Source organism: Pullulanibacillus camelliae (assembly GCF_014642655.1).
Taxonomy (GTDB): Bacteria; Bacillota; Bacilli; order Bacillales; family Sporolactobacillaceae; genus Pullulanibacillus; species Pullulanibacillus camelliae.
In genome coordinates, this window is sequence record NZ_BMIR01000022.1 from 35181 (window position 1) to 55143 (window position 19963).

Consider the following 19963-nt stretch of genomic DNA (forward strand, 5'->3'; position numbering starts at 1 on the left):
ACCGAACAAAGTCGTCCAGTTCTTGTCCAGGTATAGAGCATCATATATGGAAGAGGCTTCATTCCCAGGTCAAGTGGATTGGAGCGGAAACGTGCATCATTTAGTACGTTATGATCCTTTTAGAAACTTGGCCTGTACCGCTTCGCTGGTACTCCTGATGGGATTTTTTTTTGCACATCACACACTTAGGCTGGCGCTAAGCTTAGGTGGCGAAAGTCAAAGCCCGACCTATACCATTCTTCCTTTGAGAGTGCCAGCGAAGTTATACATTCTGATAGTACAAAAAAAGAGATAGCACGGTTCACCGCACTATCTCTTATGCTTACCATTTAGGCACAAAATCATCAATTTCCTTTAAGAGGCCAGCAATCTCTGCTAACACATCGTCAGAAAGTTCAAGTGTTGTCGCTTTAACATTCTCCTCAATTTGAGCCGGACGGCTGGCACCCACAATAGCGGAGCTTACACCTGGCTGTCTTAACACCCAAGCAATGGCCAGCTGTGAAAGCTTAGCATCAAACGCATTCTTAGCGATTTCTTCCAAGCGTGCAACCCGCGCCAATATCTCATCCTTCAGATAGGTTTTAATCAAGCCATTAATCCGCTCATTAGCCGCTCGGCTCTCCGCAGGAACCTGTTGTCCTGGCTTATATTTCCCTGTCAAAATACCTTGGGCCAGTGGTGAAAAGACAACTTGACCAAGGCCTTCTCTCTGACTTACAGGCAATACCTCCTTCTCAATATAACGCACAAGCATATTATAAATTGGCTGATTAGATACCAAGGGGTGCAGATTGCGTTGTTTCGTAATATGCACAGCATCCGTAATCTGGGCCGCAGTCCACTCACTAACACCGTAATAAAGAATTTTTCCTTGGCGGACGAGATCATCTAATGCCATTAATGTTTCCTCAGTTGGAGACTCTTCATCAAAGCGATGGCACTGATATAAATCGATGTAGTCAACACCCAACCGCTTTAAACTGGCTTCACATTGTTCGACAATGTGTTTTCGTGAAAGGCCTCGATCATTTGGCCCATCCCCCATTGGAAAATAAACTTTTGTCGCTAAAACATAGCTTTCTCTAGGAAATTCTGCCAAGATTGGTCCGACCACACGTTCTGCCTCTCCGCGGTTGTAGGCATTTGCTGTATCAAAAAAGTTAATACCGGATTCATAAGCCTTATGAATAATGGCTTTAGCATTGTCTATATCAACGGTTTCACCATAGGTGAGCCAACTCCCTAAACCGATCTCACTTACCTTTAGTCCACTATTCCCCAAACGTCTATACTTCATCTATGTTTCACTCCTTGAACACTTTTTCATTGCTTTAAATCTGTCGGTGCTGTTATTTGACATTCGCAATATCCACATGATCACGCCATTGATGAACAGGCTGCCAATTAAGAACGCTCTTAGCCTTCTTATTGCTTAGTAGTGTCTCGTAGCCTTCCAAAGGCTCCCTAAAGTCTGTAACATTTGGATAGCACTCAGCCATAAGCTCGCGACTTTTAATGGCCATACTCGAATCATCAGCCGTAATATTGAGAGCTATACACCCTAGATCGTCGGTTTCAATCGCTAATCGATAAGCCACCGCCGCATCACGGGTATCGATGTAACTCCACAAAATATTTTTACGCGCCTCTGGTTCATAAATAAATCCAGGAAAATTTTTATATTTTGCTAGAGAAATCACATTTCCCAAACGCATCGAAACAATTTGCATGCCCGTCCGTTGATGAATCATCTCAGCTGTCTGCTCATTGACAATCTTAGATAAGCCATAGCTATCCTGTGGAAATCTTGGATGCTCTTCATCTATTGGGACATATTGAGGCTCTAACGGACGACGAGCAAAAACAATACCATAAGAAGATTCGCTAGATGTAATGACCGCTTTTTGAATGCCGAGATTGGCAGCTGCTTCCAAAATATTATAAGTGGACATAACATTATTGCGAAAAGTCACCTCATTAGGATGTGAATAAGCAACCGGAATAGCTGCTAGATGAACGACCGCATCAGCACCTGCTAAAACACCATAAACTTCACCAAGCTGAGTCAAATCCGTAATCACCGTTGGACATAGCTCTTCTTTTGGCTTCACACGATCGGCATTTATAACGTCATACCCGTGATCAATAAACTCCTGAATTACCGCTGGCCCTAATAAACCACTTCCGCCTGTAATAACAACTTTAGACATAACCCATTCCTCCTTAAATATAGCAAACGCATTCATTACCCCTGTATTCCTATCATAACGTCTCGTCCATATCATTTGAAGAACTGAAATAATTTTCATATAATTAAGGCAAGCTCATTTAGTATCAATTTTATAGTAAATATTAAAATTATACATGAGGTGATGTTGTGGAGGCATTAAATACGGAAACCATTGAGTGTTCCATTGAAAAGGCTTTAAATATCATTGGTGGTAAATGGTCCTTTCTTGTCTTGAAGGAATTATTTGAAGGAACGCGTCGTTTCAGTGAACTCAAAAGGGCCATCAATGGCATTAGCCCTAAAGCATTAACAAGTACATTGCGCCACCTAGAAAAGAATACGATCGTCATTCGAACCATTTACCCTACCGTACCGGCAACTGTCGAATATTCCTTAACTGAAAAGGGACAAGCGCTTCACAAAATGATTAAGGAAATGAAAATCTGGGGATCCAAATGGGCGTAATTGAAGGGATTTCAGCAAACTAGCTGCTAAATAGTCCTTAAGACAAAAAAACCCCCATGGAGTAACAATGTCCATGGGGGTGATGGCTATTGAATCCTTAAGAGGATTTTATCACGCGTTTATTCGCTTCATTGTTCCCAGCAAATCGCGCGCGGCTTGCTCTGGATTGTCAGCTGAGAGAATTGCTGAAATCACAGCGACACCTGCCAGCCCTTCATCTGTTAAACCATCGATGTTACTTAAAGAGATCCCGCCGATCGCCACAATGGGAAGAGGAACCGATTGCTTAATCAAACGCAGAGTCTCTAGAGAGACGGGGGTTGCATCTTTTTTTGACTGTGTTGGAAAGATGGAGCCTACACCTAAATAGTCCGCCCCTTCCTTTGCCGCTTGCTGAGCTTGTTGAACGGTTTCTGCTGAAACACCGATGATTTTATCCTTGCCGAGAAAACGTCTGGCCAGGGTAACAGGTAAATCCTCTTGACCAACATGAAGCCCGTCCGCCTCAACAGCCAGTGCAATATCAAGTCGGTCATTAATGATAAGAGGTACCTTGTATTTTCCCGTCATTCGCTTTACTTTTTGGGCCAGCTGTAAAAGCTCCCGTGTAGAAAGACTCTTTTCTCGAAGCTGCACAAGCGTGACGCCACCTCTTAGAGCAGCCTCTAATTTAGCAAAATACGCTTCCTCCTGATCAAAACGATACGGCTGTGTCACGAGGTAGACTGAATAATCTATGGGCTTAAGAATGGACATAGATGCGTCCTCCTTCCAATAGAGTGTTAGATGACAAGAGAGAAATCGCATCGAGCAACCGAATGTGAAAGGTTCCGGCCCCTTCAAATTCTCGTAAATTATTAAACGCGATTTCTCCTGATCTTCCCATCGCATAAAGGCCAGCTATCGTTGCCGAAAAACTATCACTTGTCACTGCAGCAAACGAGGCAATCAGTGAATTGCTCATGCAGCCTGTCCCCGAGACCTGTGCAAGCAGTGGGTGACCAGCCTTGATGGTCGCTACTTTTATACCATCGGAAACGATATCTTCCTTACCAGTTACCGCGACAATGCAATCGTAACGCTTTGCAAGCTGTTTGGCGATGCTTACAGCATCATCCATATCATCTCCAGCATCCACGCCTTTAGCATGGGTCTCTAATCCAGCAAGTGCCTTAATTTCAGACATATTTCCACGGAGCACTGAGAAATGAAGCGTTTCAAGAAGTTCCTTAGCAACCCTCATTCGAAATGGCGTTGCACCGACACCGACTGGATCAAAGATCACTGGAATTCCTTTTTGATTAGCCTTTTCTCCAGAAGCAATCATTGCGGGTATAGTCCGCGTAGATAATGTTCCAATGTTAATGACTAAAGCCTGAGCATGTGTTGTCATTTCTGCAGCTTCTTCTACTTCATCTGCCATAACTGGACTTGCCCCAATTGCTAACGTTATATTTGCACAATCATTGATCGTTACACTATTGGTAATATGATGAATTAAGGGCTTTTGGGCTTTGATTTGTTCAAGGAGTTGTTCAATTGTTGTGAGGTCTTCCATTATAAAGACACCCCTTTCTGGTAAATATGGAGAAACACTATACAGGCGCAATGCTTTCAACAGTAAACGCTCTTACTTTTTGATTCCCTCTTTGGTATACCATTCATGGAAGTGATGGGTCGGTCCATGCCCGTGTCCTATTGATAATCCTTCTGCAATCGCTCTTTGTATATAACACTTGGCCTCCGTAACTGCTTCCGCTAACGGACGACCTTTAGCCATAAAAGCAGCGATGGCTGAAGATAACGTACATCCTGTTCCATGCGTGTTTTTCGTTTGTACGCGTTCGCCTGAAAAATGATGAAGGTCCGTGCCATCAAATAATACATCGACTGCCTCTCCTTCAAGATGCCCCCCTTTAACAAGTGCCGCCCTTGGCCCTAAGTGCACGAGTGCCTTAGCAGCTTCCTCCATTTCTCTTAGTGTTGTAACAGGGTAACCCAACAGGGCTTCTGTCTCCTTTAAATTAGGAGTAATCAAGGTAGCCATAGGCAAAAGCTCAGTGAGAAGAGCGTTCTTGGCCGCTGGACGTAACAAATCATAACCACTTTTAGACACCATCACAGGATCCAAAACAACCGGATACGGCCGATAGACATTTAAGCGTTCAGCAATCACCCGAATCGCTTGTTCATTGGAAAGCATACCTATTTTAATGCTATCCACATCGATATCTTGAAAGATCGCATCGATCTGTCCGGCAATGATTTTCGGTGAAAGCTCTTCAACATCGGATACCTCTTGGGTATTTTGGGCAGTCACAGCCGTCAGCACACTCATTCCATATACGCCTAAAGCTGAAAAGGTTTTTAAGTCTGCCTGAATACCTGCACCTCCAGAGGAATCTGATCCGGCAATCGTCAATGCTGTCTTCATTTGTTCATCCCGTCCTTTCCCATCCATTTCATAAAGGGCCGATAATGCTGAAGGCTTTTTAAAATAATATAAGCAAGAATACTTCCCGCAATTGTAGCAAGTGAAAAAGGCGTAACAAAGTAAAAAGCTGCCACATCCATGCCATACAAGAGCTTTGCTATTGGATAGCTTGCAAGCGCCCCAATGAATCCTGTTCCAATGATCTCACCAATAACCGCCAGCCCTATGATTCTTGTTTTTCTAAAAAGGTAGCCTGCCAGAAAGGCGCCGATCATACTGCCTGGAAAAGCCAGTAAAGACCCCGTCCCTAGACCATTGCGGATGATTGAAATTGTAAAGGCACAAATGACGCTGTACCACGGACCAAGCAAAACAGCTGTTAATACGTTAATCACATGCTGTACAGGAAAAATCTTCGAAACACCAATGGGAATAAAAATAATATCTCCAGTGACGACCCCCAGCGCTACAAAAAGAGCTGTGAAGACAAGCTTTCTCGTTGTCATAATCGATAAGCTCCTTTCTCAATAATGCAGCTAGGGGATGTTGATGGGGACCAGGGTGCTTTACACCACCCAAAGCTCTCTAGGTAAAGAAGGCGAGAATCAAAATAAACTTGGGGCTTTTAAATTAGAAAACTTGGCTTATACTTTACCGCTTCGCTAAGCGTATGATGTTCATACTTTCGCGCTCATACATTAAGGTGGTCACCAAACATGGCGAATGTCAAAGCCCGACTTATACTCTCATCCTTTGAGAGCGATAGCAAAGTTATACATTCTGATACAGTATAAATAAAAAACGCAAGCCCCAGAATAGGCTTGCGTCTGAATGACTCTATTAAATAAAGACAAGGATCAGTCGCGACTTCCCTACGCTGGTCTAAACCAGATCAGGTTCCAAGGGTCAAAGACTGCGATGGGTCTTAATCTCAGCTGGCCTTACCAGCTCCCCTAGTGCTCATTTCTCTATTAAATTGTAATACACATAAACTGTAGCATGTTGTTGCGATGAGTTCAACTCTTTTATCATCAACAATCCCTAACAAGCAAATAGACAACTTTGACTGGACCGTGTACCCCAACGACTAAATTCATCTCAATATCTGCACTATTGCTTGGCCCTGAGATCATATTGATATAGGGCTCAATGGTTTCACCCGCTTTAACCCGTTGATCAATGATCCGCATCGCTTGGGTGATGCGGGGGACGAGCGTGCTTTTAGCAACAATCACAATTGAGCAATAAGGCAATAAATTGATCGAACGCGCTTTATGTTTATCACTTAAGAACACCGTTGTCCCCGACTCAGCCAGTGATATATCGCTAAAAGAAATACCGATATTAGCTTGTGCTGCCTTATCAATATTTTCTTGTCCCAATTGTATATCCCATTCATGAACATCGAAAGGCTTTAAAGTCGGCATTAATCCGAAATCAACAAAACGCTGATCCTTCCCAATCACAATTGAGCCGGAACCGTAGTCCATGATTGTTTCTTTAAGTTGGTTAGGAAGTTCACTTACAGAGGTCTCTCTTACTTCTGTATGGACAGGCTCACACGCTTGCTTAAAGCGGTCGAGCAATTGATCTTGAGTTGCGCCTTTGTACACGTCAAACTGTGGTTGATCGTTCCATTCAGGTTTGTTGACACTTTGCTTACGCTGTCTTCCTAATCTTTCAGCAATGGTATTCAAAAAGCCCTCACGATTTTGAATCGTTCCCTGCATCACTGGTCATCACCTGCTTTCTTTTTATGCTCATCGAACCACTTGCGAAAATTATCTCGGCTAGGAGCAGGAAAATCTCGGATTTCAGTCCACGGCTTCATCGGTCCAGGACCTTTCTCAATGCGCTTCTCCTTTGTAAAGGGGCTTAACATTGCTGGAGCCATTCCCTTAGCCATTTGAAAAAGCGATGGTGAACTAGCCCCGATACCGAAGACCTTCATGGATAGTTTTTCACTGGCCTTCGGATGGCCCCCGCCTGAAACATAGCGCTGACGGTGCTTAATCAAGAGCTCGTGTAAGGGAATTTTCACGGGACAGGCTTCTGTACATGCTGCACATAAGCTTGAAGCATATGGCAATTCCCCATACTCCTCATAACCACCTAGAATGGGGGAAAGCACAGCCCCGATAGGCCCCTGATAGATCGAACCATAAGCATGGCCGCCAATATGGCGATAAACGGGACAAACATTGACGCATGCCGCACAGCGAATGCAGTGTAATGCCGACTGAAATTCTGTTCCTAATGCCTTAGAGCGCCCTCCGTCAACAATGACCAGGTGATAATCCTTTGGACTATCCACACTATCTGCTTCAAGATCTGGAGATAAGCCTGTCACATAGGTTGTTAATTTTTGTCCAACAGCACTTCGACAGAGCAGCGTGACGAGCACATCGAGTTCTTCCCAAGAGGGGACAATGCGCTCCATTCCCATCACCGTTATTTGCGTGTCTGGCAGGGTTGTGACCATATTGGCATTTCCCTCATTGGTCACAAGAGCAACTGTTCCTGAGTCAGCAACAGCAAAATTGCATCCAGTTATCCCAACCTCGGCTTTTAAAAAAGCCTCGCGCAGTTCCTCCCTAGCAAAGGCGGCCAGTTCCTCTGGCTTTTCAGATTTTGTATACCCGCGCTTTTCCCTGAAAGTATCACGGATTTGTTCTTTATTCTTGTGTAAGGATGGGACAACAATATGAGAAGGACGGTCATGGTCATCAATCTGTAAGATGTATTCTGCAAGGTCTGATTCAAGAACATCGCAGCCTACAGCTTCCAACGCTTCATTTAAACCAATTTCTTCAGTGACCATTGATTTGGCTTTGACAACATGCTTAGCTTGTTTTTTTTGAACAACCTCCTGAATATACCGATTAGCTTCTTCAGCCGTTGCTGCAAAAAAGACATGTCCCCCTCTAGCCGCATAGCTTTCACTTAATTGCTCAAGATAAAAATCAAGATTTTCAAGTGTATGGCGGCGAATCTCCTCTCCAGCATTTCTCCATAGCTCCCAATCGATTAAAGAGTCATCACCGACCGTTGCCTCAAGCTTTCTTCCTCTTAAGCGATCTTGAGCAGATGCCATTGCCTGCCGCATAAAATCATCGTGAATGCTGCGATCGACACGCTCAAAGAAGGGCTCCGTCCCTATTTTCATTGGCATATTCAGCGCCCCCTTTCTGTTGATGATTCAGAATTTCAGCTATATGCAACACTTTGATCCGCTTGCCTTGACGGTTGATTCTCCCCTGGATATTCATCAAACACCCATTATCGGCGCCAATAAGGACCTCTGCCTCTGTCTCTTCGACATGTCTAATCTTCTCATCGACCATCTGTTCAGATATGGGGACCATTTTTACAGAAAATGTACCACCAAATCCACAGCAGTCATAATTATTTTTAAGCGGGACGAGTTCTAGCCCCTTAACATGACTTAATAATTTAAAGGGGGCTTCCGTTTCTCCCAACAATCGGGTCATGTGACAAGAAGTATGATAGGTCGCTTTAGCAGGAAATGAAGCACCAAGATCCTCCACACCTAACACATTAACGATGAACTGGCACAATTCATAGGTTTTATCAGCAAGTGCCTCCGCCTGCTGTTTCCATGTAGCATCATCTGCAAACATGCTTGGGTATTCTTTAAACATAGCCGCACAAGATCCGGAAGGGGTGACCACGTATTCTGCCCCATCAAATGCAGTAATCATCTGCTTCGCTGCCTTTTTAGCATCCTCCAAATACCCACTATTAAATGCTGGCTGACCGCAACAGATTTGTCCTTTAGGAAACTCCACGTCACAGTTAAGACGCTCCAATACTTCTGTCATATCCTTGGCTACATGAGGATAGAACATTTCAGATAAGCAGGTTACAAATAAAGATACTTTCAACAGTCCTCTCTCCTTTTCAGCCTCTATAATTTTTCACCCATCCTATTAATCAGGTCATCTGATGACTTAATCATAACTAGAGGAACCCTTTTTAGGGACGGCTCCTCTTACGATTTTGAGTTTTTATTCCTTTTTCTGATGGTATTTCAATAATGTCGCCTCCACTCTCTCTAAGTGGTTCAGCAAACAGCGCCGAGCCTTGACACCATCTCTTAATTCTACAGCTTCATAGATTTCTTTATGCTCTAAAAAAATCTGTTCCAACGTATTGTGTTGGGAAAACAACCACAGCTTGCGTGTTTCACGCATCGCTTCAACCATAATCTCAGATACGTTAGACATCAGATGAACAAGTAGCTGATTCTGCGTAGCAGTAGCAAGCCCCATATGAAAGGCAAGATCAGCTTTCTCTCCTAATTCTTCATCCCCTGCCTCTTTCATTTCCAGCAGCGCTGCTTTTAAATGTTCTAAATCCGTCTTTGTCCTGTGATTGGCTGCCGCCTCTACCGCACCAAGCTCTAAAATTCTGCGGACTTCTAGCAGATTCTTAATGTCTTTTTCATCCATTAAAAGCGAACTAAACATGGCTTTGGATAAGGCTGCCGGATTATGCTCTGTGACATAAGTTCCCTCGCCTTGGCGCATATCAACAAGCCCCATCACACGCAAAGCACTTAGAGCCTCTCGAATGGCTGAACGTCCAACCTGAAAATTTTCAGCAAGCTGCTGGACAGAGGCTAACTTTTCACCCGGCTTTAGCTTTCCCGAATGAATCATCTGCAAGAGTTCATCTATGACAACCTCATAGATTTTCTTGCTCCTAATCTTTTTATAATTCAACAATCCTCACCTCAGGGAAGCTCTTTAGGATACTTCCTTTAATCAACAGGTCATCTGATAACCTGTTGATTATAAGTATAAAGAAATCGCTTTCTAAAAACAATCAAAAAAGTGTATTTTATTAAAAAATGAAGCTTTCGGAGGAAAGATGCCGTCATTAAGACAAATGCTTATTTTGGAGGTCTACTCCTGCTCTTTATTCTTTTAAGCAGTATCATGGATCAATATAACGCCCATCTTATTCTTTCGGGATATGACGGGCTCACTTATTATATTCAAATGACAGCGGTTATTTGAAGATATCCATTGAGCAAAAGGCCTGCCATTCTAACAAAAGTCCCAAGTGGAATAACCAAATAGCGAGGGCAAGCTTCCGAATCAGAGAGTGAGCACAACAAAAGGCTGAGGCAAGGAAGAAAAACCGTGCAAAGTCGCCCGGCACCCGGCCCTTGGCTGGGTATAGAGATCATCATATATGGAAGGAAGGTGCTTCATTGGTAAAGTCAAGAAGATGGGAGCGCAAAGCGCGAGAGATTGGGAACACTCTAAAGTCGTGTATTCTCGAGTACTGCTGACTCACGGTGTGATACGAGAGTCCTATAGAAATGGGCACTATCCGCTCCAATGACCCAAACTTCACACATCTCATTATCCAAAAAAGAGAGCCCGAAGGCCCCCTCTTGTAAGTGATACGTTTATTCTTTTGGTGCCAGTTCAATCGCTGATTCAATCGCTGCAAGCATGCTGCGTTTATCCGCAATATTTTTACCAGCAATGTCAAAAGCCGTTCCATGGTCTACAGAGGTACGGATAACTCCGCCTTTTAAGCCAACGGTAATGTTCACCCCAGCCTCTAGGCCCAATACTTTAATCGGCGCATGGCCTTGGTCATGGTAACAGGCCACCACAATATCAAAATCACCGCGAGCCGCTCTAAAGAATAATGTATCCGCAGGGTGTGGTCCTGAAGCATTAATTCCTTCAGCCTGTGCTCTTTCAATACCTGGAATCAATTTTTCTTCCTCTTCACCATTCCCAAACAATCCATGCTCACCAGCATGTGGGTTAATACCACAGACCGCAATGCTTGGCTGCTTCATTCCAGCACGTGTTAGTGTATCATGAGCCAGCTTAATCACAGTATAGGTACGTTCAGGATTAATGCTCTCGATGGCTTTTATCAACCCAACATGGGTCGTTAAATGAATGACCTTAAGATTAGGTGAGGACAGCATCATGGAGTAGTCCTTCGTTCCTGTTAATTCAGCTAAAATCTCAGTATGTCCAGGGAACATATGACCGCCTTTGTGCAAGGCCTCCTTATTAAGTGGCGCTGTGCAAATGGCCTGAATCTCATGCTTTTTAGCAAGCTCGACAGCCTTCTCTATAAAACGAAAGGCGGCATCTCCTGCTGCGGGTGAGATTTGTCCGAATGGAAGATCAGCTGGTAAGACGTCTAAATCAATACAATCAATCGTACCATAAGCGAACTGGGCATCACTCACTTCCTTAATAACATGGATCTGAAGATCAGCTTCCACAATATCACGAGCACGTTCTAATATCTTCGCATCACCGATGACAATCGGACGACATGTTTCATAAAGCTCTTTCGTGTCCAATGCTTTGACGATGATCTCTGGTCCAATTCCTGCTGCATCTCCCATTGTGATTCCGATTACCGGTTTCATATCATACATCTCCTTGAAGCTTTTTAATTGAATTTAGCAACGAATAGTCTGTTCCAAAAGCACCTGCTTTGGTGATGGCAAAAAACTGCTTTTCACCTATTGCTAAGCCTAATGGAATACCTGTCTCCACCTCATCGATGAGATTAAAGCCAGCCACATTTAATTGATTACATACTTGTTTCGCAGTATCTCCACCTGTCAAAACCAATCCATTAAAAGTAAACGTCTCAACTAAAGCAGCCGCTACATGGCCTAATGCTTCAGAAATCGCGTTACTGACTTGACGTTCATCTAGGCCATGGGCATGACCAACTTCCTGAGCCTTGATAATATCCTCACGACTGCCAGAAGAATATAAAGCAAGATCCTTTTTATTCTCTAAAGCAAGAGTTGCTTCTTTTATAATCCGTTCAATTTCTCGTTGTCTTGTCTCTGCATCTGTTACAATCGCAACCGAATCAAGCTCTAAACCAACTAACGCTGAGGCTTCCAACACCTTATCAAGCTGAGTGCGAGTCACTTGACTTACACTTCCAACAACCAGCATCACCGGGTTTTCCGTGCTGAATGCTTTAGACTCAATCTGGCGTTGTTTTAAATGATAGGCCTCAGGTAAATAATTAGCTAGGCCTGCTGAGCCGACCCAGCAGACCTTTAACTGGCTTTGAACACCGATTGTTGCGAGCTTTTTAAGATCCTCTTCATGTACAGCATCAAATACAATATAGTGAATCCCATTTTGGACATGGTTCTTTATCTGTTTAATAATGTCCTGATTGTCACCATTCAATTCATTGTAGTTAATGAGGCCAATCCGTCTTCCCGTCTGCTCCTCTAATAGCTTAGGGATATAGGATTCCTTTACAGGCGTTTTCGGATCAAGCGCAATTTCCGTTTCATTTAAACGTTTATCATTCAAATAATGATGCCCGTCTTTGGTAAAACGACGATTTTTTGGAAAAGCAGGTGCAATAATGACTACATCCGGTTGAAAACTATCATACAAGGCATTGATTTCGACCCCTACATTTCCTCTCAATGTGGAATCAACTTTTTTATATATGACATCAAATATACCCTGTTTTAAGAACTCGGCAGCTTCTCTCACCTTTTTATAAGCTTCCTCTTTTGATAAGGACCGACTATCCGTATCAATAACAATGCCTTCGTGTTTCGTGAGAGCTTCAACTTCATTTTTAAATAATACTGACGTATCAATACCATATCTGGCAAGTTGAACACCGCTGTCATTTGCACCCGTTAAATCGTCGGCAATCATTGCCAGTTTCACAAGAGTTCCCTCCAATAATTCATTGCAATCTAATTTTTCTCACCTATATATTTTGCAAGCTTTCCTTTTTTCTCTAATCGTTTAACAAGAAAGGCAATATATAGTGGTAAAAGAATAGCGGTTGTCACTGTACTTGCCGCAACCTGTACCGTCGCTATTTTCGCAAGTGGTAAAAAGGCAGCATTCGCTGTGGCTATAGCTGCTGGTGTTGCAACAGCATTTCCCGCTGTTGAACCTTCTGATGCCCCGACAATTGGGTTCCAGCCAATGAGTTTGAAGACAAAATAACCTGCTGTACCCGTGATAAAAACAGTCATTAATCCTAATAAGATTCCTGCAAGACCCCCGTCAACAATTGACTTAAAGTCAATGCTCATACCTAACGCAAAGGCAAAGAATGGAATCAGCATATCTGAACCTTTTGCAAAAAAATCACGCATATCATGATCTAGGTTACCTAAAACCATTCCGACAACGATAGGTAAAAGAACAGAAATGAAGGATTGTACTGAGAACAGACCATCAACAAACCCCATAGCACCAAAAATAGATAAGGCCACCATAGTCAAGAATGGTCCGTCATTAAGCGCTAAAATGGAATACGCAGCTTTATCATCACTTTTACCATATTGACCCACAATCGCCATATACAAGCCACCGTTACTATTACTCATAGCAGCAATAATTGCAATAGGCGCTAAGCCTAAAAATAGACCATTCGCTCCTGCGAATAAATAGGCAATACAGCCGATAATAGCAGCGACAAGCCACTTTACTCCTAATAAAGTAGCACCTTTCCCTAATGAAACACCAACACTTCTCACATTAATTTGTGCACCGGCGCATAATAGGAAAAGGGCAATCAAGGTATTTGAGCCATCTACAAATAAAGCCTGCGTGAAATTACCAATTCTTAATAGGTTCGGTGCGAACGTATTGATTAAAGCGGCTAACAATAATGGTACGACCATCATACCGCCTGGAATACGATCTAAAGTTGCTTTAATTTTCATGATGCTTCCCCCTTTTGTTTAATAATTAAACAATAATAATCATATAATAGCTTTTAACAGCGTTTACATCTATTAATTTACAACATATCGTTTAATAAAGCAACAATTTATTTGATATTTTTACAAAAAACGAGGATAATGTTTAATTTTTAAACACTATCCTCTCTGAGACTGTTCATATTTCTTTAATTTTCTCCATAACGTTGCTCTTGTAATCCCTAGCCTTTCAGCTGTCTTAGTCTGATTCATATTTTCGAGCTCTAATATGCGCATGATAATTTGGTTTTCAATGTCTTCTAATGGCTTATTAATGTCAATAGGAATTGTGCGCTCACCACTAATCACTGCGGACTTATAATTTATAGTCGAATCAGCCAGCACCTGCTCGACATCTGTCAAATGAATATACTCTCCGTTTACATGCTGTATAAGCCGTTCAACAATGGATTCACACTCTTGAACATTGCCCTTCCATATCGATGTTGATAAAAGCTCTAAGGCATCACTATGAATCCCAGCCACCTGTTTTCCATACTTTTCATTAAATTGCCCTATAAATAACCGAATGTGTTCACCGAGGTCTTCGGTTCGCTCGCGCAGTGGAGGAATATGAAGAAGACGTGTAGAAAAGATCTTTAGAAATTCAGGCTCCAAGGTTGACTTAGGGTCAGCATAAAAGGCATAAATGACCTGTCTATTCTCTTGATGTTGATTGAGCATAGTTAATCCCCTCTGCTGAACTGGATCAAGTCTATGGGTCCCACGAATATATAAAATAACTCCCTTGCTTTTTTCCAGTAACTTTTTGAGCGCATTATAGGCGTTATCAGAGGGGTGGGTGATGGTTACAACCAAAAATGGACAATTATGAAAGACAGACTCTCCTCTCATGGCAAAAGCAATCGGTTTTTTCTCAACACCCTTTTCACCATAGATTGCCATTAGCCCTTCGTTCTTTAGCTTCCTCGCCTGATTGATAACTTTTCTAATCGCTACGCTCGTCCCAGGAATTTGAGTAAAAGAATGAATAGAAGATCGTAAATATTCGACAGTTAAGTCTTTGCTTTCTTTATTAAACGTATCATCGGTTTTCAATAAGTACTTCTCATCATCAAAATAGCGAATCTGGCAGTGTAGCTCCCGCCCCTGAACTACTTTTCTAAAGGCAATAGTTTGAAATGCCATGATATGTTTCAGTGCCTTTAATCCAGATAAAGTTCCTGATGATAAAGGAACTGTGGTGACGTCATCTGCAATATGCCACATTTTTAAAAATGGAGTATTACAATAATGAAGCTCACCATTAAGACTTATAACAGCGACGCCTTCACCAGATTGGTCCATTATCTTTTCCAACATATTTCCACGATTCTCATATTTATGCAACACTAAATAAAGCTGACGTGCCTGTTGAAAGGCCTCTAGTATGGACTCCCGCCCAGAGGTGAAAAGAATGCCTTGTAGCCCATGGCGTTTTGCCACCTTAATTGTGACTGTATCACCAACAATCAATTTGGCGCCCTTCGCCTTTGCCTCAAGAATTAAACGCTCAACATCTCCAGAATGTTCAATCACGCTATAAGGTATATGTATATCTAAAAGGTTTGAAACCGCATTGACGCCTTGGCAAATGTTTGGGAAAGCCACCATCTCTACCTTGCCCTTATAGTCTTTAATCAATGTCAAAGTCCTTAAAATATCATAACCTGATAAAGGTATTTCAATTACAGGTTGACCAAGATTCTCTCTCAACAGCTTAGCCGTTCCTCCTCGGCTGATCACAATATCAAACTGTTCACTTCCAATTTCATTAGCAACGGCGACCGCTTCTTCTAGGTCCCCTTCTCTCACCGTTATTTCCAACTCATCTTGCTCTTTCGTCAATCGCAATGCCAGTTCTTTTAAACCTGAGTATGGTGCAATTAGAAGTACTTTGATCTTCATGTTTGAAATCCTCTCATAGTTATCAAAAGCATTATTAACCAATCTACCTCTAATTTATCATAAACACAGGCTTAAATTCTAATCAATGAAATATAGGATAAAATAATAAATGAATTATAGAGTGCTGTCAAAGCTTGTTATGTTGGGCCATTAATGCATCAAGCATAGCGTCATCTCCCTGTTTGGCATGGCAACTATCAACCTACCAGTGCTTCTTGGAGGCTATCTCATGAATCCGATTATGAAAAAATAATATATTAACCACGCCTTGATCGGTATAGTACATAGTCTTTTGCCGGGCAACAGGGAGACCTTAAATATCCTTAATTGAACTCTTTGAACCATGAGTGGACTTATTTCAACTTGGGTCCTGCCTCTCTAATAGAGGAGGAGACATTTTGAAATCTTTTAAAGTTGCGATGGAAAAGCTTCATTAATTCCTGAGCCATATGATTATAGGCTTTAGTATCCTTCCATGCTTGGCTTGGATTCAATAATTTATCAGGGACATGAGGAAGAGATTGTGGGATGAACAATCCAAAGGTGGACTCCTCCCTAAAATTATTGGCTTCAATCGTTCCTGTAATAGCCGCGTCAACCATCACTCTCGTGTAATCGAGTTTTATGCGTTTTCCCACGCCATAGGGACCACCTGACCACCCTGTATTTATAAGGTAGACCTTCGAATGATGCTCATCAATTTTTTTACCAAGCATTTCGGCATAGACATGAGGTTGAAGGGACATAAAAGGCTCCCCAAAGCAAGCAGAAAAAGTTGCTTCTGGCTCAGTAATCCCACGTTCTGTACCCGCAAGCTTTGACGTGTAACCAGATAAAAAGTGATACATCGCCTGTTCTTTAGTGAGCTTTGCAATAGGTGGAAGAACACCAAATGCATCGGCTGTTAAAAAGATGATAACCTGAGGATGTCCCGCAACACTTGGTATCAGTGCATTCGGAATCTTCTCTAACGGATAAGCGGCACGGGTGTTTTCTGTAATTTGAGTTTCTTTATAATTCAACTGCCGCGTTTTCCTATCAATGGCGACATTTTCTAAAACGGAGCCATATTGGATAGCATTCCAGATTTGCGGCTCATTTTCCTCAGTAAGACCGACACACTTTGCATAACAGCCACCTTCAAAATTGAATACTCCAGCATCAGACCATCCGTGCTCATCATCGCCAATCAGCTTCCGCTCAGATGTCGCTGATAATGTGGTTTTTCCTGTTCCTGAAAGTCCAAAAAATAAAGCGACATCTCCCTTATCCCCAACATTAGCCGAACAATGCATTGGTAACACGCCTTCAAAGGGCAATAGATAATTAAGGATAGTAAAAACAGATTTTTTAATTTCACCAGCATACTCTGTTCCACCGATCAAAACGATTTTCTTTTCAAAAGAAATGACAATAAAGGTCTCTGAGTTAGTGCCGTCATACCGCGGATCAGCCTTTAAACCGGGTAAGGAAATGATTGTAAAATCTGACTGTTCATGATCGAATGGTTCGGGAGTTTGACGAATAAACAACTGCCGGGCAAATAAATTATGCCAAGCATATTCATTAATGACTCGAATAGAAAGCTGATGCTCTTCTTTTGCACCAGCATATCCATCGAACACAAATAACTGTCGCTCCGTCATATAAGCCATTGCTTTTTGATATAATTGTTCAAAGTGCTTTTGGGATAAAGGCTGATTAACTTTTCCCCATTCAATATGATCATGGACCAAAGCATCCTCCACAATAAATTTATCCTTAGGAGAACGTCCAGTAAATTCTCCTGTATAAGCAAGGAATGCACCGGTTTCCGTAAGCAGCCCCTCATTTCTGATCACTGCGAATTCCAGCAACTCTGAAACCGATAAATTATAATGGACCAATCCTTTAAAACTCTCTCTATCAAAAGCGGAAAAAATTTCTTTTGCAATGCTCATCCTCGCCTATCCTCCTCTTTCATTTCTTGGTCTAAAGGACATTCATGTCCTTGGCAAAGTCCATATAAAGTAACCACCTTAATCGTTGGAATCGTCTCAATTTCATTCCCACACTGGGAGCAAACGATGACACCCATATCAGGAAGTCCTTTGGAGCTTTCCATGGGTTCTCCTCCTTTCCAATAAATAATGAGCAAGCTCAGCCACTCTACAGGAATAAGCCCACTCATTGTCATACCAAGCGAGCACCTTAATTTGATTCCCCTTAACCATAATTGACGCGCCATCCACTACCGCGGATTTATCATTTCCAATGTAGTCCTTTGAAACCAATGGCTCATTACTCATCTCTACAATATGAGAGTATCTCTCTTCAATCGCATCACTAAAGATTTTTTTAATACTGTCTACTGTACACTTATTCTTGGAGACCTCAACGGTGAGATCGGTGAGTGAGACATCATGTATGGGTACACGAACTGCTGTCCCTTCAATAGACGGAGCTAGATGAGGTAAAATAGCTTTTAGCGCTTTCCCGATTCCCGTTGTTGTAGGAATAATCGATTGTGTACAAGAGCGTGCCCTCCGCAGGTCTTCATGCGGGTTATCCATATGATTCTGGTCTGATGTCAATGCATGAATCGTTGTCACCCAGCCCTGTTTAATTTGACATTCATCGTCAAGCATTTTCAATAGGGGGACAACACAATTTGTGGTACAAGAGGCGGCTGATAAAAAAGTGTGTTTTTCTGGATCGTAATCTTGATGATTGATCCCCATTACAGCCGTTAAATCTACATCCTCTCCAGGAGCAGTTATGAGGACAGAAGAAGCTCCTGCTTTAATGTGTTTAGTCATGCCTTCACGATTATTGAACTTTCCAGTCGCATCAATAACCAAGTCAATCTCTAACTGCTGCCAGGGAATGGTTTCGGGATCACGACAATATGTTACCTTAATAATCCTGCCATCAATGTACAACATTTCACCTGCTGCCACGATCTCTGCATCCCATCTCCCATGAACCGAGTCATACTTTAATAAATGAGCAATCGTTTCAGCAGGGTAAAGACTATTAATAGCCTTTAACATATCCTTTGTCTTTGTATCCGTCATCATTTTTCTAACGAGTAACCGGCCAATCCTCCCCATCCCACTTATGCCCATTCTTTTTCCCAAATTTCACGCCTCCTTTTATCAAAAATAGTATAACACATTTATCATTTAATGCACATTATTTAGTCAAAAAAACCAAAATAATTATATACCATTTTAAATCATAAACTTAAAAGGATATAAAATATAATATAGTATGTTTTATTTATTTATCAGTTCGTTATCTAGAGGTAAAAAATAATTTGCTTTAACTGTATGGCTAATACTTCTGATGTGATTTTAAATCTGCACAACTCAAGTGCTCGTAGGCCTCAGCTGGCGGAAAAGTCAAAGCCCACGCTCATACTCTCTTTCTTAGAAAGCATAAGCGATTATTTATAAATTCTGATAGTACGTACAAAAAAACACAGCCATTTCTGACTGTGTTTTCCATTTGGATGGCAGTTTCCCCTACTCACAAGATGAAGCCCCTAATTACAGTCGGACGCCCAACCTTTACAGCCCTTCCTATTAACTTCCCACTTCTCTGAACTACAGATCTCTTCGTTATCTTTATACATCCAAGTCACATGTAAGAGCAATTTATTCATTGCATAGCTAGCGCTTTAAACAAAATAAAGAGAGATTCAGGACAAGTTTTTTGTTATTTTGAGGAGGGCTTTTGTTAAAATGGTCATACCTCTTATTTTGAGGGTAGTTTTTGTTTATTTACCCTCCTTTTTGTTGCGCCCAGTCCTTGATTTGAAAACTACTCCCTGTGATTTGTTCTCTATTTGTTAAGTTGGATGTTTTTTTGTTTTGTTAACCTTTCCTTACCATTTGTTATCTTAAAAACGGCATATGTTGCTTGTCCTCTTCACTTGTTACGCTTTAACCCCTATTCAGACACACAACCTCGTTATTTTAATTATCATTTAAACTGCTGTAGTCTGGAGCGGAAAACAACATCATCAAAAAAAAACACAGCCATTTCTGACTGTGTTTTTTAGTGCCCGGCAACGTCCTACTCTCACAGGGGGAAGCCCCCAATTACCATCGGCGCAGAAGAGCTTAACGGCCGTGTTCGGGATGGGAACGGGTGTGACCTCTTC

General features: G+C 42.1%; 18 protein-coding genes, 1 rRNA gene and 1 riboswitch. Of the genes, 1 reads left to right on the top strand and 18 read right to left on the bottom strand.

Features of this window, described 5'->3' with window-relative positions; translation table 11 throughout:
- Positions 1-322 precede the first annotated feature (322 nt).
- Together IEW82_RS17030 and IEW82_RS17035 are read right to left on the bottom strand one after the other, a co-directional pair.
- On the bottom strand, positions 323-1300 hold the full coding sequence (locus tag IEW82_RS17030; RefSeq protein WP_188697440.1) for an aldo/keto reductase family protein: 978 nt from the start codon (positions 1298-1300) through the stop codon (positions 323-325).
- 52 nt (positions 1301-1352) lie between these two features.
- Positions 1353-2213: an NAD-dependent epimerase/dehydratase family protein gene (locus IEW82_RS17035; protein ID WP_188697443.1), complete on the bottom strand. Its 861-nt coding sequence runs from the start codon at positions 2211-2213 to the stop codon at positions 1353-1355.
- Between the two features lie 167 nt (positions 2214-2380).
- Here IEW82_RS17035 and IEW82_RS17040 point away from each other — a divergent pair, with 167 nt between their 5' ends.
- Complete coding sequence (locus IEW82_RS17040; RefSeq protein WP_188697446.1) at positions 2381-2698, top strand: winged helix-turn-helix transcriptional regulator; 318 nt, start codon at positions 2381-2383, stop codon at positions 2696-2698.
- A gap of 111 nt (positions 2699-2809) precedes the next feature.
- Here the strand turns inward: IEW82_RS17040 and thiE are convergent, their stop codons facing one another.
- The 16 genes from thiE to rrf all read right to left on the bottom strand — a co-directional run.
- Positions 2810-3454 (bottom strand): thiamine phosphate synthase, encoded by a 645-nt coding sequence (gene thiE / locus IEW82_RS17045; protein ID WP_188697449.1) that lies wholly within the window; start codon positions 3452-3454, stop codon positions 2810-2812.
- Positions 3441-4256, bottom strand: a complete 816-nt coding sequence (thiM, locus tag IEW82_RS17050; RefSeq protein WP_188697452.1) for a hydroxyethylthiazole kinase — start codon at positions 4254-4256, stop codon at positions 3441-3443. Before thiM ends, thiE begins: the two co-directional genes overlap by 14 nt.
- 72 nt (positions 4257-4328) lie before the next feature.
- Positions 4329-5132, bottom strand: coding sequence for a bifunctional hydroxymethylpyrimidine kinase/phosphomethylpyrimidine kinase (gene thiD / locus IEW82_RS17055; protein ID WP_188697457.1), 804 nt, complete (start codon positions 5130-5132; stop codon positions 4329-4331).
- On the bottom strand, positions 5129-5638 hold the full coding sequence (thiW, locus tag IEW82_RS17060) for an energy coupling factor transporter S component ThiW (protein ID WP_188697460.1): 510 nt from the start codon (positions 5636-5638) through the stop codon (positions 5129-5131). The genes thiD and thiW overlap by 4 nt, the downstream gene beginning before the upstream one ends.
- A gap of 346 nt (positions 5639-5984) precedes the next feature.
- Positions 5985-6097: riboswitch (TPP riboswitch) on the bottom strand.
- 66 nt (positions 6098-6163) lie between these two features.
- A complete protein-coding gene (locus tag IEW82_RS17065) occupies positions 6164-6862 on the bottom strand; it encodes a LutC/YkgG family protein (RefSeq protein WP_373285734.1) in 699 nt (232 codons plus the stop codon).
- The gene (locus IEW82_RS17070) at positions 6862-8304 is read right to left on the bottom strand and encodes a LutB/LldF family L-lactate oxidation iron-sulfur protein (protein WP_188697466.1); all 1443 of its coding nucleotides are present in this window, start codon (positions 8302-8304) and stop codon (positions 6862-6864) included. Before IEW82_RS17070 ends, IEW82_RS17065 begins: the two co-directional genes overlap by 1 nt.
- The gene (locus IEW82_RS17075) at positions 8270-9037 is read right to left on the bottom strand and encodes a (Fe-S)-binding protein (RefSeq protein ID WP_188697470.1); all 768 of its coding nucleotides are present in this window, start codon (positions 9035-9037) and stop codon (positions 8270-8272) included. Before IEW82_RS17075 ends, IEW82_RS17070 begins: the two co-directional genes overlap by 35 nt.
- A gap of 123 nt (positions 9038-9160) precedes the next feature.
- A complete protein-coding gene (locus tag IEW82_RS17080) occupies positions 9161-9877 on the bottom strand; it encodes a FadR/GntR family transcriptional regulator (RefSeq protein ID WP_188697473.1) in 717 nt (238 codons plus the stop codon).
- Positions 9878-10572: 695 nt separating this feature from the next.
- Positions 10573-11568: a 4-hydroxythreonine-4-phosphate dehydrogenase PdxA gene (gene pdxA / locus IEW82_RS17085; protein ID WP_188697475.1), complete on the bottom strand. Its 996-nt coding sequence runs from the start codon at positions 11566-11568 to the stop codon at positions 10573-10575.
- Position 11569: 1 nt separating this feature from the next.
- Complete coding sequence (locus tag IEW82_RS17090) at positions 11570-12859, bottom strand: four-carbon acid sugar kinase family protein (protein WP_188697478.1); 1290 nt, start codon at positions 12857-12859, stop codon at positions 11570-11572.
- 29 nt (positions 12860-12888) lie between these two features.
- Positions 12889-13872, bottom strand: a complete 984-nt coding sequence (locus tag IEW82_RS17095) for a 2-keto-3-deoxygluconate permease (RefSeq protein WP_188697481.1) — start codon at positions 13870-13872, stop codon at positions 12889-12891.
- Positions 13873-14028: 156 nt separating this feature from the next.
- Positions 14029-15816 carry a sigma-54-dependent Fis family transcriptional regulator gene (locus IEW82_RS17100; RefSeq protein WP_188697484.1) on the bottom strand — a complete coding sequence of 596 codons (1788 nt, stop codon included), beginning with the start codon at positions 15814-15816 and terminating at the stop codon, positions 14029-14031.
- Positions 15817-16169: 353 nt separating this feature from the next.
- Positions 16170-17756 carry a phosphoenolpyruvate carboxykinase (ATP) gene (gene pckA / locus IEW82_RS17105; RefSeq protein WP_188697489.1) on the bottom strand — a complete coding sequence of 529 codons (1587 nt, stop codon included), beginning with the start codon at positions 17754-17756 and terminating at the stop codon, positions 16170-16172.
- On the bottom strand, positions 17753-17920 hold the full coding sequence (locus tag IEW82_RS17110) for a GapA-binding peptide SR1P (protein ID WP_229672727.1): 168 nt from the start codon (positions 17918-17920) through the stop codon (positions 17753-17755). Before IEW82_RS17110 ends, pckA begins: the two co-directional genes overlap by 4 nt.
- The gene (gene gap, locus IEW82_RS17115; RefSeq protein WP_229672736.1) at positions 17895-18935 is read right to left on the bottom strand and encodes a type I glyceraldehyde-3-phosphate dehydrogenase; all 1041 of its coding nucleotides are present in this window, start codon (positions 18933-18935) and stop codon (positions 17895-17897) included. The genes IEW82_RS17110 and gap overlap by 26 nt, the downstream gene beginning before the upstream one ends.
- Before the next feature lie 927 nt (positions 18936-19862).
- Positions 19863-19963, bottom strand: a 5S ribosomal RNA gene (gene rrf / locus IEW82_RS17120); the annotation flags it as partial.